This is a genomic window from Arthrobacter sp. 01N442, assembly GCF_056399345.1.
Window position 1 is genome coordinate 651038 of sequence record NZ_JBFTRD010000002.1, and the last position, 13956, is coordinate 664993.

Consider the following 13956-nt stretch of genomic DNA (forward strand, 5'->3'; position numbering starts at 1 on the left):
TGTCCGGCGGAATCTCCGCCGGGGATCGCCGTTGTTTACGATTGCAGAACCGGAGCGGCGCAAGCGCCAGCACTTCCGGGAGCTTCACCGCAGGTCCGCCACCCCGGGGCCGCCCAGGAAGTTCCCCCGACCATCTTGGGCACCCCCTGTGCCCGAGCAGCCAAGTGCCGTATGCCCACGGTGAGCCCCAGGAGACAACGACGTGTCCATTGAAACGACCATTCCCGCCCAACTCACTTCCCCGGCCGTGGCGGCAGAAGCGCCGGTAGCCGCGCTTACCGACCAGGAGATCCTCGCCTCCCACCAGGGCGGCAAGCTCTCGATCTCCAGCACCGTACCGCTCGCCAGCAAGCGCGACCTGTCCATCGCCTACACGCCCGGCGTCGCCCAGGTCAGCCGCGCCATCGCCGCCGACCCGGAACTGGCCAAGACGCTCACCTGGGCCCAGCGCCTCGTAGTGGTGGTCAGCGACGGCACTGCGGTGCTGGGCCTTGGCGACATCGGTGCCAGTGCCTCACTGCCCGTCATGGAAGGCAAGTCTGCGCTTTTCAAGGCCTTCGGCGACCTTGACTCAATCCCGCTGGTCCTCAACACCACCGACGTTGACGAGATTGTCGAGACCCTCGTCCGGCTGCGTCCCAGCTTTGGCGCGGTCAACCTTGAGGACGTATCGGCGCCCCGCTGCTTCGAGCTTGAGGAAAAGCTGATCGAGGCCCTCGACTGCCCCGTCATGCACGATGACCAGCACGGCACCGCCGTCGTCGTCCTCGCCGCGCTGACCGGCGCCGCGAAGGTGACGGCCCGTGAACTCGAGGGACTCCGGGTGGTGGTTTCGGGCGCCGGTGCGGCCGGGATCGCCGTCGCTGAGATCCTGCTCAGCGCCGGAATCGACGACGTCGTGCTGCTCGACTCCCGCGGCGTGATCAACCGCGACCGTACGGACATCGCCGCGGACTCGGCCAGCAAAAAGGCCCAGCTTGCCGCCCGCAGCAATCCCCGCGGCGTCGCCGGCGGCCCCGCAGAAGCCCTGCTGGGCGCGGACGTGTTCATCGGCGTCTCCTCCTCCCGGCTGGACGAAGAGCACCTAAAGCTGATGAACCACAGCGCCATCGTCTTCGCTCTCTCCAATCCGGACCCGGAAGTGCTGCCGGAGGTCGCGGCCCGGTACGCCGCCGTCGTCGCCACCGGACGCAGCGACTTCCCGAACCAGATCAACAACGTGCTGGCGTTCCCCGGCATCTTCCGCGGTGCCCTCGACGCCGGTGCCCGCCGGATCACCCCCGCGATGAAGCTCGCCGCGGCCCGCGCCATCGCCGACCTGGCCGAGAACGATCTCTCTGCCGACTACATCGTGCCGAGCCCGCTGGATCCGCGCGTCGCCCCGGCCGTTTCCGCCGCCGTCGCCGCGGCGGTGGAGGCGGAGTAGCGCACCGGCGCGGGGGCCGGGCCGCGCAGTAGCCAGCCATAGACTGGGGGCATGAACCCCGAAATCCTCGTGACTGTGCTCTGCGGCCTGGCCATTCTGGTGGGCGTGGCGGGGATCGTCATCCCGGTGCTCCCCGGCAGCATCCTGATTGGCCTGAGCCTGCTGGCTTGGGCGCTCTGGGGTGGCGCCGGAACCACCGGCTGGGTGGTCTTCGGTGTGGGCCTGGCCTTGGTGCTGGCCGGCATGGCGGCCAGTGCCTTGCTGACCGGCCGCAAGCTCAAGCAGCACAGCGTGCCGGGCCGTTCCGTGGTGGCCGGACTGGTTTTCGGCGTCGCAGGCATGTTCCTGATCCCGGTGGTGGGGCTCTTTGTCGGCTTCGCGGCCGGCCTGCTGCTGAGCGAACTCCACCGAACCCGCGCCTGGCGTGCCGCCGTGACCACCAGTTGGGCGGCCCTGAAAGCCACCGGAGTGGGCATGCTGGTGGAGTTCGGCCTGGCCTGCCTTGCCGTGAGCACCTGGGTCATTGGCGTCTGGGTGGCCGCGGCCAGCTAGCCCTTCCCTGCGCGCCAGGGGGCGCTATTAGCATGGAAGAATGAGCGCCGGACAGTCCCCAGGACCCATCTATCGCGACACCCGCGACCTCACGCCGTTCGGCAACCCGCAGGTCCGCACGCCGGTACGGGACCTGGCAGACGGCGTCGGCGGCATGCTGCAGACCGCCCTCGGCGGCCGGAGCGGTGCGCTGCTCAGCGTGGATGGCCCTGCCCCCAGGCTTAGGCGGATGCCCGGGAAAGCGGCGAAGGCGGTCCACGAGGCGACCTTCCACAATACCGACCCCAACCGGCTGATCGCCTTGGGCCGCACCTACCCCGGCTGGGCCGGGCTTTGCTATGTGCTCGCCGGGCTCCTGGCCCACAAGCAGGGCGGCTACCTGCGTGCCGCGGAACTCCTCCAGCGCGGACTCACCACCAGGAACGACGACGACGCCAACCAGTTCGCGTCCGGCTACCTGGCCCGGGTGGTCACCAGGGTCGGGGTAGCTGAGCGCATCGAGGTTCCGGTGCTCTTCAGTGAGGAGGCGGTGTTCCTGGCGCTGTCGCACTCCCTGCGGGAAACCGGCCACCTTGAGGCGGCGCTGCACACCGCGGCGTCGCTTCCGCCCTCGCTGCCCGCGGCGTTGGCCCGGTGCTCGGTGGCGTTCGCGACGGGCCGGGACAAGGAAGTTACGGTGTGGACGGAGGGGCTGCTGAACGCCGACGACCTCTCGGCCGCGCTGCTGCTGATCCGCGCCCGCTCACTGCGCCGCCTGGGTGCCGCTACGGCCTCCCAGGCGGCGTTGAAGGAGGTGCTCCGGCGGCGCAAGACTCACCTGGCGCTCCGTAACGATGCCTTGACGGACCGCGCCTTGCTGGTGCTGGATAACGGGCGCAGGTCACTGAATCCACGCGACTGGCTGCGCGGCCGGCCGGCCGAGCTCGAAACCTTCGAAGTCATCCGCAAGGACGTCGAAGAACGCAGGCTGTGGGAACAGGAGTGGAAGCAGTTGAACGGGGAATGATCCCGTCCCGCCGATGCCGGGCCCCTAGTGCCAGGCGGTTCCCGCGGCCAGCGGGACGAGCTGTTCGGCCAGCAGCACCAGGCCGAGGGCCACCATGATGACTCCGCTGGCCAGCGTCACCCGCCGGGCCGCGCCGGGCCGGGAATGCAGCAGCTTCCGGGCCAGCAGGGCCACGCCGCTGTAGACGACGGCTACCAGCAGGACAAAGGTGAGGCCCAACAGGCCTGACTGCGCCGGTACGGACAGGGCGGCGTCGGGCCTGACGAACTGCGGGATCAAGGCGACGAAGAACAGCAGGCCCTTCGGGTTGATGCCGCTGATGCCCATGCCCTGCAGGAAGGCCCTGAACTGAGTGTTTTGGGCGGGCCCGGTGGCGGTTTGGCGGCCAAAGCTGGCATCCCGCCAGGAGCGTACCGTGCTGATGCCCAGCCACAGCAGGTAGGCCGCGCCGGCCACCGTGAGCCAGCCGAGGAGGCCGGGGAGGCCCGTAATTACAGCAGCCAGACCGGCGGCCAGGAGTGCGGTGTGCACGACGTAGCCGCCGCACAGGCCGGCCACCGCCGGCACGAAGCTGCGCTCCTTGAGCCCGGCGGAAATCGAGTAGGCCCAGTCGACCCCCGGCGTGCAGGCAAGGGCCACGGCGACGCCGACGAAAGCGAGGAAGAGTTGGGGGTTCACGGCGTTCTCCTGGGTTGGCTGCAGGAGTAAGCCTAGGGATTTGGAGCCAACAAGTGTTTACTGATTTCGCCGAATAATCCGCGGCGGCAATAAGATAATTGCGTGATAGACCATATCGACAGAAGTATCTTGCGCCACCTCCGTGAGGACGGTCGAATGACCGCCACGGCACTGGCTGCGAAGGTAGGGCTGACCGTCGCGCCGTGCCACCGCAGGCTGCGCGAGTTGGAGTCGTCCGGCGTCATCCGCGGTTACCGCGCCGACATCGATCCGGCCGCCGTCGGGCTGGGCTTCGAGGCGATTGTGTTCGTCACGCTTCGGCAGGTGGACCGCGCCACCATGGAGATCTTCGAGAACCGCGTCGCGGAGAACCCGAACATCGTCGAAGCCCAGCGTTTGTTCGGTGAGCCCGACTATCTGCTCAAGGTCATCACCGCAGACCTGCCCTCGTACCAGCGCTTCTACGACGCCGAACTGACCTCGCTGCCCGGCGTCGAGCGGCTGACCTCCACGCTGGTCATGAAGAACCTGAAGGCGAATACCGGCCCGCCGGTCTGACCGGTTCGAAGGCCCTGAGGCCGGCTTAGCGCGGGTTCAGGACGGTTGATTGGAATCCGCCCGCGCCGCTGCCGGTGTAGAGCCACATGGTCCCGCGGGTGTCGGTGGCAATGATGTTCGGCTTGGCGATGCCTCCGAACCTGCCAACGCTGGCGAAGGTGCGGAAGATGTTCCAACCGTTGCCAATCAGCCGCCTGGGCTGGAAGCCGCCGCTGCCGTCGCCGGGGTAGAGCCACAGCTTTCCGTCGCTGGCGCGCGCCATCAGGTCGGCCTTGCCGTCACCGGTGAAGTCGTTCGCCGCCAGGACCTGGTTGAAGCCGCCCCAACCGGCACCGATCTGCCGCCTGGGCAAGAAACCGCCGCCGCCGTTGCCCGGGTAGAGCCACAGCTTTCCGTCATAGCCCTGGGCGAGGATGTCCGACCGGCCGTCACCGTTGAAGTCGCCGGGGGAGAGGATCTTCGAGAAGATGTTCCAGCCGCTCCCGATCTGCCGGCGCGGGCTGAAGCCGCCCGCGCCGTTGGTGGGGTACATCCAGAGCTTGCCGTCGGTCGAGCGGGCGACGAGGTCCGGGCCGCCCTGCCCGTCGAAGTTGGCCGCGGAAATGACCCGGTCGAAGATCTGCCAGCCGGAGCCGATCTGCTTGGAGCCCTTGAAGCTGCCCGAACCGTTTCCGGAGTACAACATCAAGGCGCCGGCGGTGTCCCGGGCCAGTACGTCCGGCCGGGCGTCGCCGTCGAAGTCGCCGGCTTCCCAGATGTCACTGAACTTGTTCCAGCCTGCGCCGATGTCCAGGCGTCCGGCGAACTTGCCGGTGCCGTCTCCTGCGTTCAGCGCCATCGCGCCGGTGGCTCGGGCGGCGAGCACGTCGGTGCTGCCGTCCTCCGTGAAGTCCTGGCCGCCCACGAGGTCTGCGGTGGTGTCCATGCCGGTGGCAACGGCAAGCCTCGGCCGGAAGCCTCCGGACCCGTTACCCGGGTAGAGGTACAGGGTTCCGTCGCTGCTCCGGGCGACGAGTCCCGGGGCGCCGGCGACCATCCCGGTTGCCGCGGCAACTCCGTTGAAGACCTGCCATCCCGAACCGGCCTGGCTGCGCGGCAGGAACCCGCCGGAGCCGTTGCCGGGATAGAGGTAGAGCTCACCGCTGGGCAGGATGCCGAACAGGTCGTTGTGGCCATCGCCGGTGAAGTCGCCGGCGGCAACAATGCGTTTGAAGATATTCCAGCCGGACCCGATCTGCTTCCTGGGCAGGAAGCCGCTGCGGCCGTTGCCCGGGTAAAGCCACAGCGTGCCGTCCGAGCTTCGGGCAATGATGTCGGCGAAGGTATCGCCGTCGAAGTCCCCATTGCCGATCACCGAGTTGAAGGCGTCCCAGCCTGCACCGATCTGGACCGGGGACCCGATGCGGTTGCCGGCCTGGCCCTGGCTCAGCAGGAGCGCGCCGTTGGACTCCCGGGAAATCATGTCGGGCCGGCCGTCCCCACTGAAATCGCCGACCGAGAACTGGATTTTGGTCCAGCGGTCCGGATCGGCCGTGATGGTGACGGTGGCAGCATCCGCGGTGACCGAATCGATCCGGACCCGGGTGCCTGCGTGGGTGACGAAGGTGCTCCCCTGCTGCCAGGCGAGATTCGCGTAGACGTTGCCGTCCGGCTTCGAATACGGCTTCAGGACCAGTGATGATGCCGCCGTGGCTCCGCCGCGCTGGACGATCTTCACGCCGCGGTTACTGACGTTGGACGCTGTCGCGAGGTAACTGTCGTAGCCGACGGGCTGCCGCAGTTCCAGGTAGTAGATCTCCCCGCTGATCGGATCGGTGAACTTCAAGGCCCGGTTGGGATCCTTGCCGCCCCACGGCTTGAGCGTGTAGCGCTTGACGCCGTTGGCGATGCCCACGTTCAGGATGTCGGTGCCGGTCCCGCTTCCCATGCCCAGGAAATCCCACAGCGAGGAGCTGATGACCGGCGAGGCATCGTTGCGGGACAGGCCCATGAGGTCGGTCGTGTCCCCGTATTCACGGATGTAGCAGGAAGAATCCGCGAAGGACCCGGAAGAGGTGGTCCCGACGTCGGAGGCGCCGCTGCCGCACTGCAGGGAGTCCGCGTGCATGGAGCCAAGGACATGGCCGAACTCGTGGGAGATGACGCTGGTGGTGTAGGCGCCAATTTTGGGCATCAGGATGCGACCGCTGACCCCGCCGGTGACGTAGCCGCTGTAGCCTGCGCCGAGCGCGCCGCCGGACAGCGAGGAGGCCGGAATAAAAATGACAAGGGCCGTATTGCTGGCGTAGTGCCAACCCAGCTCCGAGGTGATCTTGTCGATGAGGTCGCCGTAGAACTGCGTGGAGGTCCCCGCAGATTTGTGGCCGAGGATCCGTTTGGCCACCGTCATGGTGATGCGGCCGTTGGACATGTTGCTCCAGTACGCGCTGGATGCCGCGACTGCCTTCTCCGCAGCGACCGCGTCTACGGCGGTCCTGTTGTCGGCGAGGGTAGCGGTGACCAGTGTGACCTGGATTTTGCCGGCCGACGTCGACTCGGTCTGGAGGCCCCCGGCGGCGGCTTTCTCGGCGGGATTCGTCCCGGGCTCGAAGACGTGCTCGGAGTGGGGGGTGCCGTCCACGAAAACGGTCGGCGGACTGTCGGTGCCGCCGGTGTCCACGGCGGCGGCCGGTGCGCTGGGAAGCGAGACCATGCCTGCCGCGAGCAGCAGGAAGCCGGTGATAGACGCCAGAGATCGCTTAGCAGAACGCATGTAGTTCCTTCATATAACCCGGACCGGATGAGAGATGTTGTGGTGCGCGGCGGCGCCAGCCCCGGCACAGAAGTGCGGGCCGCGGCGGATCGTGCTGGTGTCGGTCACATCCGGAGGACCGACGGAAGCTCGCAGAACGTCGAAGTGAAAAAACTGGGGGCCGTGCGCCATCGACGGGCCGGCGAAGCTCGCAGCCCTCGGCGCTCACGGGGCTCAACGTACAGTTGACTCCCACATCCCCCCCAATACTTGCTTTCGCGCAAGTGTAACGGACGTGACGCATGAGACGGATGACAATTTTGTGAACGGGGTGATGATTCCGGGCGCGCGTAGCTGAAACCCGCGCCAAAATTGAGCGAAAGTGTCAGGAAAACTGCGGCCAGCTCGTGCCAGGGAGGGCGGCCCGCCGTGCGGGCGGCGCCCCCTTTACCCGCCCAGCAGGGGGGTGGTCCGGTAAGGAATGACTTCGCGCAGGAACATGCTCGTGGACGTCCGCACGATCCCCGGACACAGCCGGATTTCCTCGGAAACACGGTAGAGATCGTCGGGACTGGTGGCCACCACGCGGATCAGCAGGTCGGTGTCGCCGGCGGGTGCATGGCACTCGAGCACCTCCGGGATTTTCCGCAGCGCCGCGATCGCCTCATCCAGGTGGCTCTGGTCCAGTTCGGCGCTTACGGCCGCGGCGACGCCGCGGCCCAGCGCGGAGGGCAGCACCCGGCTGCTGTTTGGCCGGAGCGCGCCCGACGCCGTCATCCGCTCCAGGCGGGACTGGACGGTGCCGCGGGCCAAGCCCAACTTCTGGGCCAACACCATGATGGGCAGCCGCGGATCCGCGTCCAGGGCAAGAAGGATCCGGCGATCCGTCGCGTCGAGTTGCTGCAATCTGACCACTTCCTGCTAATCGTCGAGGCACCTACTGGTCATTCTGACCAAGAGACTCTAAGTCCGTTGCGCCAACTGTATGGCTCCTGCTCAAATAGTGGCAACAAAGGATGCGGGCCACCGCCGGCAGCCGATGGCTACAGATTCCCCGGCACACCTACCGGGCCCTGGACAAGGCATCCCGCAAGGAGCCCGCCGCTGATTGACTCTTGTTCACGCATCGTCTTTCCGCACACCCTTAACGGCAAGAGCCCCTGAGCCCCCGACGTCGGATGTCCGAAGTCATCGGTGGCTGAGGGGCTCTTGTGTTGCCCGGCATAGGCTTGTGCCATGACACCAGCCGGGCGTTTTGCCCCCAGCCCCTCCGGCGTGCTCCACGTGGGCAACCTTCGCACCGCCATCCTCGCCTGGCTCTTCGCGCGCGCAACGGGCCGGCGCTTCCTGATGCGCGTAGAGGACCTGGATCGTGCCCGCTCCGGTGCCGAGGCGGAGCAGCTTCGTGACCTGGCGGCGGTTGGCGTGGACTGGGACGGCGGCGTCGTTCGCCAGACCGACCGGGAACACCTCTACGCGGCCGCGATCGAGCACCTTGCGGAGGCCGGGCTGACCTACGAATGCTTCTGCACCCGCCGCGAAATCCAGGAGGCGCCGTCGGCCCCGCACGCCCCGCAGGGCGCGTACCCCGGTACCTGCCGGAACCTGACCGAGGCCGAGCGCGCCAGCAAGCGAGCCGTTCGGCCTGCGGCGGTCCGGCTCCGGGCGGGGGTGAGCGAGGCGAGCGTGCAGGACGTGCTGCACGGCAGCTTTACCGGCGTAGTTGACGACTTCGTCCTCCGCCGCAACGACGGGGTCACCGCGTACAACCTGGCCGTGGTGGTGGACGACGCCGCGCAGGGAATCGACCAGGTGGTGCGCGGCGACGATCTGCTGCCGTCCACCCCGCGGCAGGCCTACTTGGCCTCCCTTTTGAATATTCCCGTCCCGGAATATGCCCATGTGCCGCTGGTGCTCAATGCCGCCGGTGCCCGGCTGGCCAAGCGCGACGGCGCGGTGACGCTCGCGGACCTCGCGGCCGAGGGGGTCACCGCGGATGAGGTGCGGGACGCGCTGCTGGAGTCCTTGGGTTTGCCCGCGGGACCGCTGGTGCAGGCGCTGAACGAGTTTGATCCCGCTGCCCTCCCGAGGGAGCCGTGGGTGTGGCCCGGGATGGGCGGCCCCGGCGCGTAGGCTGGAATCATGTCAGAACCAGAGTTCACCGAAGCACGCGCCGACCGGCCGCATTTCACCGTCGAGACGGCCAGGGTCCTCGCCGAAGTGGCGCACAACCGCCAGAAGGACAAGCTCAAACGCCCCTACCGGGAGCACGTGATCGCCGTCGGCGATGCGTTGGCCGACTTCGATGACGACATCCGGATCGCGGGATACCTGCACGACATTGCCGAAGACACCCCGATGACGCGCCAGGCGCTGCTGGAGATGGGCGTTTCCGAGCGAGCCGTCGACATCATCGAGCGCGTCACGAAACGCCTGCACGAGAACCCGGACGACTACCAGGCCGGGATCCGCTACATAGCCGAGGACCACGACGCCACCCTGGTCAAGATTGCCGACAACGCGCACAACTCCCTGCCCGAACGGGTCAGGGCGCTGGCGGAGAAGTGGCCGGACAAGCCGCCGGTCACCCGCTACGACGACGCCCGGCCGGTGCTGTACGCCGCGGTTCCGGTCGAAGAGATCCGCAAGATCCTGGCCCGGATCAACCCGTGGCTACTGGAGGAACTCGACGACCGGCTCGACGAGGAAGACGACACCGACTACGAAAACCTCTCCTACGACGGCACCCCGCAGGGCTAGACCCGGCCCAGCAGGTCGATGTCCTCAAGGAACTCCTGCTGGACCTCCGCGCTGACGGTGGTCCGGGTGTCCGCGATCGCAGCGAGGTAATCCTGGGTCGCGGGACCCTTCCGGACCGCCTCCCGGAGGGAGGCGCCGGGGGAAGCGCCGCCGGACGGGCCGCCCGCGGTGCCCGCCCCGCCGTCGCTGTCCATTCCGTAAACGGCGTTCTCCAACGCGCGCTGTGAGGCGCTCCGGGCAGCGTACTCAATGTCCGCGGGGGAGAACCCTTCGGTGCGGTCCACCAGCAGCTCCACATCCACGTCGTCCACCACGGTGGCGGGAATGAAACGCTGCCACATGGCCTCGCGGGCCAGGCGGTCCGGCAGGCCGATCGGGATGACGTAGTCGAAGCGGCCGTGGCGCAGGAAGGCGGAATCCAGGGCGCGGATGAAGTTGGTGGCACAGACCAGCAGCCGGCCGGGCTGTTCGCGGAACGCCGGAATGATCTTGAGCAGTTCGTTGGTGACGCCCTGCAGCGGCGACGGCGGATCCCCGGCACGTTGCGAGGCGATCTCCTCCACCTCGTCGATGAAGACAACGGCGTGCTCCAGCTCGGCGATCTCGAGGAAGGTCTCGCGCAGGGCGCCGGCCAGGCCCAGCGGGTCGGCGGCGAGCCGGGAGGGGAAGACCTCCACAAACGGCCACTCCAGCCGTGACGCGATGGCCTTGGCGAAGGTGGTCTTGCCGGTGCCGGGCGGGCCGAACAGAACCACGGCCCGCGGCGGCACCACGCCGTACTCGTCGGCCAGGTCGGCTTCGGCCAGCGGCAGGACGAGGCGGCGCTCCAAGAGTTCCTTCTCCATGCGCATGCCGGCGACGTTTTCCCAGAGGTCCCGGGCCAGGATCCGACCGCCGAGCTGGCTGAGCGGTTCGAGTTCCTGGCGTTGCACGGGGATCTTGCGTTCGAAGTAGCGCAGGTTCTTCTTCAGCACGAAGCCGCGGCTCAGGAAGGCCTCCACGCGGGTTTCGGATTCCGGCATGAGCGCTGAGAGCTTGTTCAGTCCGTGCGGGGCCATCCGGTTCTCCACGGCGGCCAGCAGCGAGGTGCCGATTCCCCGGCCGCGGAACTCGGGCAGGGTGGCCAGGAAAACGATCCAGCCCTGGTCATGGGCGGCGCGGCCGACGGCGGCGCCCACCACCTGCTCGCCCTGCACCGCGACGACGGCGTGGTCCTTCTCGCACGAGGCGAGAACCTCGGAGAGCGCGTAGACAGGCTCGACATTCGTGGCCTTGAGGGATTCCCAGAGATGCAGGATCCCGTCCAGGTCGGCTGAATGGAAATCCCTGATCCGCCAGTTGGTCATGAAGTGTCTCCCGGGTGGTTCGTCGCTGAGCCAGTGGAACTGTTCCTTCGAGCTTAGGCGAACCCGGGCGGTGGCGGCACGGCATTACGCGCCGCCGCCCAAGCCAAGCCCGGGCTGCTCCGGGCTCAGAGACCGGCCAGCAGCCCCTTCATTTCCTTGATTTCGTCCGTCTGGGAGGCGGCGACGTCCTTGGCCAGTTTGATGGCCTCCGGGTTCTTTCCGCTCCGGACCTCCGCGTTGGCCATCTCGACGGCACCCTCGTGGTGGGCGACCATCTGGGTGAGGAACAGCTTCGCAGCATCGGTACCGGTGGCGGCGTCGAGCTGGCGAATGCCGTCATCGCTCACCATGCCGGACATGGCGTGGCCTCCCGGCATTTGGGTGGATTCGTCCCAGTTCAGGAGCCAGCCGGTCATGCGTTCGATCTCCGGACCCTGGGCGGCCTTGATTCGGCCGGCCAGGGCGGACACCTTCGGGTCGATGCCCTGCTTCTTGAGGATCATCTCGCTCATCTGGACGGCCTGGGCGTGGTGCGGGATCATTCCCTGCGCGAACATGGTGTCCGTGCCGTTGTGGTCCGTGCTTGCGGCCGCGGAGCTTGATTCCGTGTTGCTGTGGTCCATTCCGGGCATGTTGCTGCCGGAGTCGGAACTGGTGGAGCAGCCGGCCAGGGCGATGGCGGCGGCCATGGCCGCGGCGGAAATTGTCAGTACTTTGTTCATCGAAATCTATCCTTTGGGAATCCGGCGAGTGCCGGCGTCGGACGGCGGGCGGCTGGGGCCGCGCGCGCCGTTGGGGGCTGGATGCCGCAAATCTGCGGCCCGGATCCCCTTTTACGTCCGGCTAATGGAGAGCTCGCTCGGCGTCGGCGTGGCGGGGCGATAGGAGTAGGCGGGAAGCCGATCGGGTTCCGCCCCGCTCCGGGGCAGGACCGTGAGCAGTGTTGTCCCCGGCGGGGGAGCGCTCGGGGAAGCGGTCGGGGCGGCCGGGGTGCAGGAGCCGTGTGAGGCGTGCTGTTCGCCGCAGCCTCCGCCGCAGACGCACGACGGCGGCGTCGGAGTTTCGTGGTGGGCCGCTGGGGCAGGATGGCCGGACGTCGCGTGGGCGGATGCTGCACGGGCGGAAGCTTGATGGCCGGACGTCGCGGTGGTCTGGGACTCAACCGCTGGATGCCCGGTCGAGGAGGACGCTCCGTGGACGCCGGAGAAGACATGCATTCCGAGAAGGCCGGCAATGACGGCGGCGATGGCGGCCAGCAGCGCGACGCGGAGAAGAACAACGGCCGGATTGTGCCGAGCTGTCTTGGCCACGTCGCTGCTCCTTCCAGGCTGAGGTCGCGCCTCTCACGCTACCGGGTTTTCAACGACGGTCCCGCGGATTGTGTTCCCGCCACTTAGCTGCCGTCCGGGTCGGGGTTGTTCGGGCGCAGCGCATATGACATTATCTGCGTATGAATGCAGATATGCAGGTTGATCTCGACAGCCCCCACGTGGAGTTGGCCGTTGAAGTGTTTTCCATGTTGGCCGACGCCACACGGGTTCGGCTGATCCTCGCGCTGGGGGATGGCGAGCTGCCGGTGAACGCCCTCGCGGAGAAGGTTGGGAAACCGGCTTCGGCCGTTTCGCAGCACCTGGCCAAGATGCGGCTGGGCGGCATGGTCGCCACCCGGCAGGAGGGGACCAAGGTCTTCTACCGGCTGCAGAATGATCACGCCCGCCAACTGGTGATGGATGCGATCCACCAGGCCGAGCACGCCTTGGGTACTGCTCCGGGACACGGCGCGTGAGCGGGCCGGGGAACGCCGTGGGCCGGCAGCGCCACGGGGAACACGAGGGCCATAGCCACCCGCATGAGCATGAGCACGGGCATGGGCACGACCATGACCATGACCACGACCATGACCACTCGCATGACCACCCACACGACCATGACCACGACCACCCACACGGGCACACGCACGCCTCCGGCCTGAAGGGCTGGCTGCACGAACTGTTCGTCCCGCACTCCCACGACGCCGCGGACTCAATCGACGAGGCGCTCGAGTCCAGCGCGCAAGGCATCCGCGCGGTCAAGGTTTCACTGCTGGGCCTGGGGACCACCTCGTTGTTCCAGTTGGCAATTGTGCTGGTCAGCGGCTCCGTGGCGCTGCTGGCGGACACCGTGCACAACTTCTCCGATGCGCTGACAGCGGTGCCGTTGTGGATCGCGTTCCTGCTCGGCCGCCGAAAGGCGACGCGAACCTACCCCTACGGCTTCGGCCGCGCCGAGGACCTCGCCGGACTCTTCATTGTCGCCATGATTGCCCTCTCCGCGGTCGTGGCCGCCGTCGAGTCGATTCGCCGCTTCTTCGAGCCGCAGCCCGTGCAGAACCTCGGCTGGGTCCTCGCGGCCGGGCTCGTCGGTTTCGCCGGGAACGAGCTGGTGGCGATCTACCGGATCCGGGTCGGACGGCGGATCGGTTCCGCGGCCCTGATCGCCGACGGCGTGCACGCCCGGACCGACGGCTTCACTTCCCTCGCCGTGGTGGCCGGTGTCGTGGGCGTCTGGCTCGGCTTCCCACTGGCGGACCCCATCGTGGGTCTGCTGATCTCGGTGGCGATCATGGTGCTTCTCTGGGGCACCGTGCGCGACGTCGGGCGGCGGCTCATGGACGGCGTCGACCCCCACCTGAGCGACGCGCTGGCCGGCGTCGTCCGGGAGCGCTCGCCCATGGGCGGCACCTCGCGGCTGCGCTGGTCCGGCCACCGGCTGCACGCCGAGATCACCATCCCCGTCACCGCGGACGCCCGGCTGGCCGAATTCTCCTCGGTGGCCGCGGACCTGGAGGAGGGCGCCAAGGCGGCGCTGCCGCACCTGGGCTCGGTGACCGTTGTGCCGGCGGTACCGCAGCCCGCCTAAG

At 67.9% G+C, this 13956-nt stretch carries 14 protein-coding genes; 8 read left to right on the forward strand and 6 right to left on the reverse strand.

What is annotated here, in order from left to right; translation table 11 throughout:
• Window positions 1-247 precede the first annotated feature (247 nt).
• From AC1DNC_RS05475 to AC1DNC_RS05485, 3 genes are read left to right on the forward strand one after another with little or no spacing between them, the layout of a single operon-like run.
• The gene (locus AC1DNC_RS05475) at window positions 248-1426 is read left to right on the forward strand and encodes an NAD(P)-dependent malic enzyme (protein WP_476861597.1); all 1179 of its coding nucleotides are present in this window, start codon (window positions 248-250) and stop codon (window positions 1424-1426) included.
• A 51-nt stretch (window positions 1427-1477) separates the two neighbouring features.
• The gene (locus AC1DNC_RS05480; protein ID WP_476861531.1) at window positions 1478-1978 is read left to right on the forward strand and encodes a DUF456 domain-containing protein; all 501 of its coding nucleotides are present in this window, start codon (window positions 1478-1480) and stop codon (window positions 1976-1978) included.
• A gap of 40 nt (window positions 1979-2018) precedes the next feature.
• On the forward strand, window positions 2019-2984 hold the full coding sequence (locus tag AC1DNC_RS05485; RefSeq protein ID WP_476861532.1) for a hypothetical protein: 966 nt from the start codon (window positions 2019-2021) through the stop codon (window positions 2982-2984).
• A 24-nt stretch (window positions 2985-3008) separates the two neighbouring features.
• Here AC1DNC_RS05485 and AC1DNC_RS05490 read toward each other — a convergent pair whose 3' ends face one another.
• Window positions 3009-3662: a LysE family translocator gene (locus tag AC1DNC_RS05490; RefSeq protein ID WP_476861533.1), complete on the reverse strand. Its 654-nt coding sequence runs from the start codon at window positions 3660-3662 to the stop codon at window positions 3009-3011.
• Between the two features lie 102 nt (window positions 3663-3764).
• On the opposite strand from AC1DNC_RS05490, the gene AC1DNC_RS05495 reads away from it, so the two are divergent.
• Complete coding sequence (locus AC1DNC_RS05495) at window positions 3765-4220, forward strand: Lrp/AsnC family transcriptional regulator (protein WP_476861534.1); 456 nt, start codon at window positions 3765-3767, stop codon at window positions 4218-4220.
• Window positions 4221-4245: 25 nt separating this feature from the next.
• On the opposite strand, the gene AC1DNC_RS05500 is transcribed toward AC1DNC_RS05495, so the two are convergent.
• Window positions 4246-6972: an FG-GAP-like repeat-containing protein gene (locus tag AC1DNC_RS05500; protein ID WP_476861535.1), complete on the reverse strand. Its 2727-nt coding sequence runs from the start codon at window positions 6970-6972 to the stop codon at window positions 4246-4248.
• A 426-nt stretch (window positions 6973-7398) separates the two neighbouring features.
• Window positions 7399-7857, reverse strand: a complete 459-nt coding sequence (locus tag AC1DNC_RS05505) for an Lrp/AsnC family transcriptional regulator (RefSeq protein WP_476861536.1) — start codon at window positions 7855-7857, stop codon at window positions 7399-7401.
• Between the two features lie 330 nt (window positions 7858-8187).
• On the opposite strand from AC1DNC_RS05505, the gene gluQRS reads away from it, so the two are divergent.
• Entirely contained in the window at window positions 8188-9084 is an 897-nt protein-coding gene (gluQRS, locus tag AC1DNC_RS05510; protein WP_476861537.1) for a tRNA glutamyl-Q(34) synthetase GluQRS, read from the forward strand.
• Between the two features lie 9 nt (window positions 9085-9093).
• Entirely contained in the window at window positions 9094-9711 is a 618-nt protein-coding gene (locus tag AC1DNC_RS05515; RefSeq protein ID WP_476861538.1) for an HD domain-containing protein, read from the forward strand.
• Here AC1DNC_RS05515 and AC1DNC_RS05520 read toward each other — a convergent pair.
• The 3 genes from AC1DNC_RS05520 to AC1DNC_RS05530 form a co-directional block, all read right to left on the reverse strand.
• Window positions 9708-11057 (reverse strand): ATP-binding protein, encoded by a 1350-nt coding sequence (locus AC1DNC_RS05520; RefSeq protein ID WP_476861539.1) that lies wholly within the window; start codon window positions 11055-11057, stop codon window positions 9708-9710. The two genes, AC1DNC_RS05515 and AC1DNC_RS05520, sit on opposite strands and share 4 nt — an antisense overlap.
• A gap of 125 nt (window positions 11058-11182) precedes the next feature.
• Window positions 11183-11779 carry a DUF305 domain-containing protein gene (locus AC1DNC_RS05525; protein ID WP_476861540.1) on the reverse strand — a complete coding sequence of 199 codons (597 nt, stop codon included), beginning with the start codon at window positions 11777-11779 and terminating at the stop codon, window positions 11183-11185.
• Window positions 11780-11890: 111 nt separating this feature from the next.
• On the reverse strand, window positions 11891-12367 hold the full coding sequence (locus tag AC1DNC_RS05530; protein ID WP_476861541.1) for a hypothetical protein: 477 nt from the start codon (window positions 12365-12367) through the stop codon (window positions 11891-11893).
• A gap of 140 nt (window positions 12368-12507) precedes the next feature.
• Here AC1DNC_RS05530 and AC1DNC_RS05535 point away from each other — a divergent pair, with 140 nt between their 5' ends.
• The gene (locus AC1DNC_RS05535; RefSeq protein WP_476861542.1) at window positions 12508-12843 is read left to right on the forward strand and encodes an ArsR/SmtB family transcription factor; all 336 of its coding nucleotides are present in this window, start codon (window positions 12508-12510) and stop codon (window positions 12841-12843) included.
• A complete protein-coding gene (locus tag AC1DNC_RS05540; protein WP_476861543.1) occupies window positions 12840-13955 on the forward strand; it encodes a cation diffusion facilitator family transporter in 1116 nt (371 codons plus the stop codon). Before AC1DNC_RS05535 ends, AC1DNC_RS05540 begins: the two co-directional genes overlap by 4 nt.
• Window position 13956 lies beyond the last annotated feature (1 nt).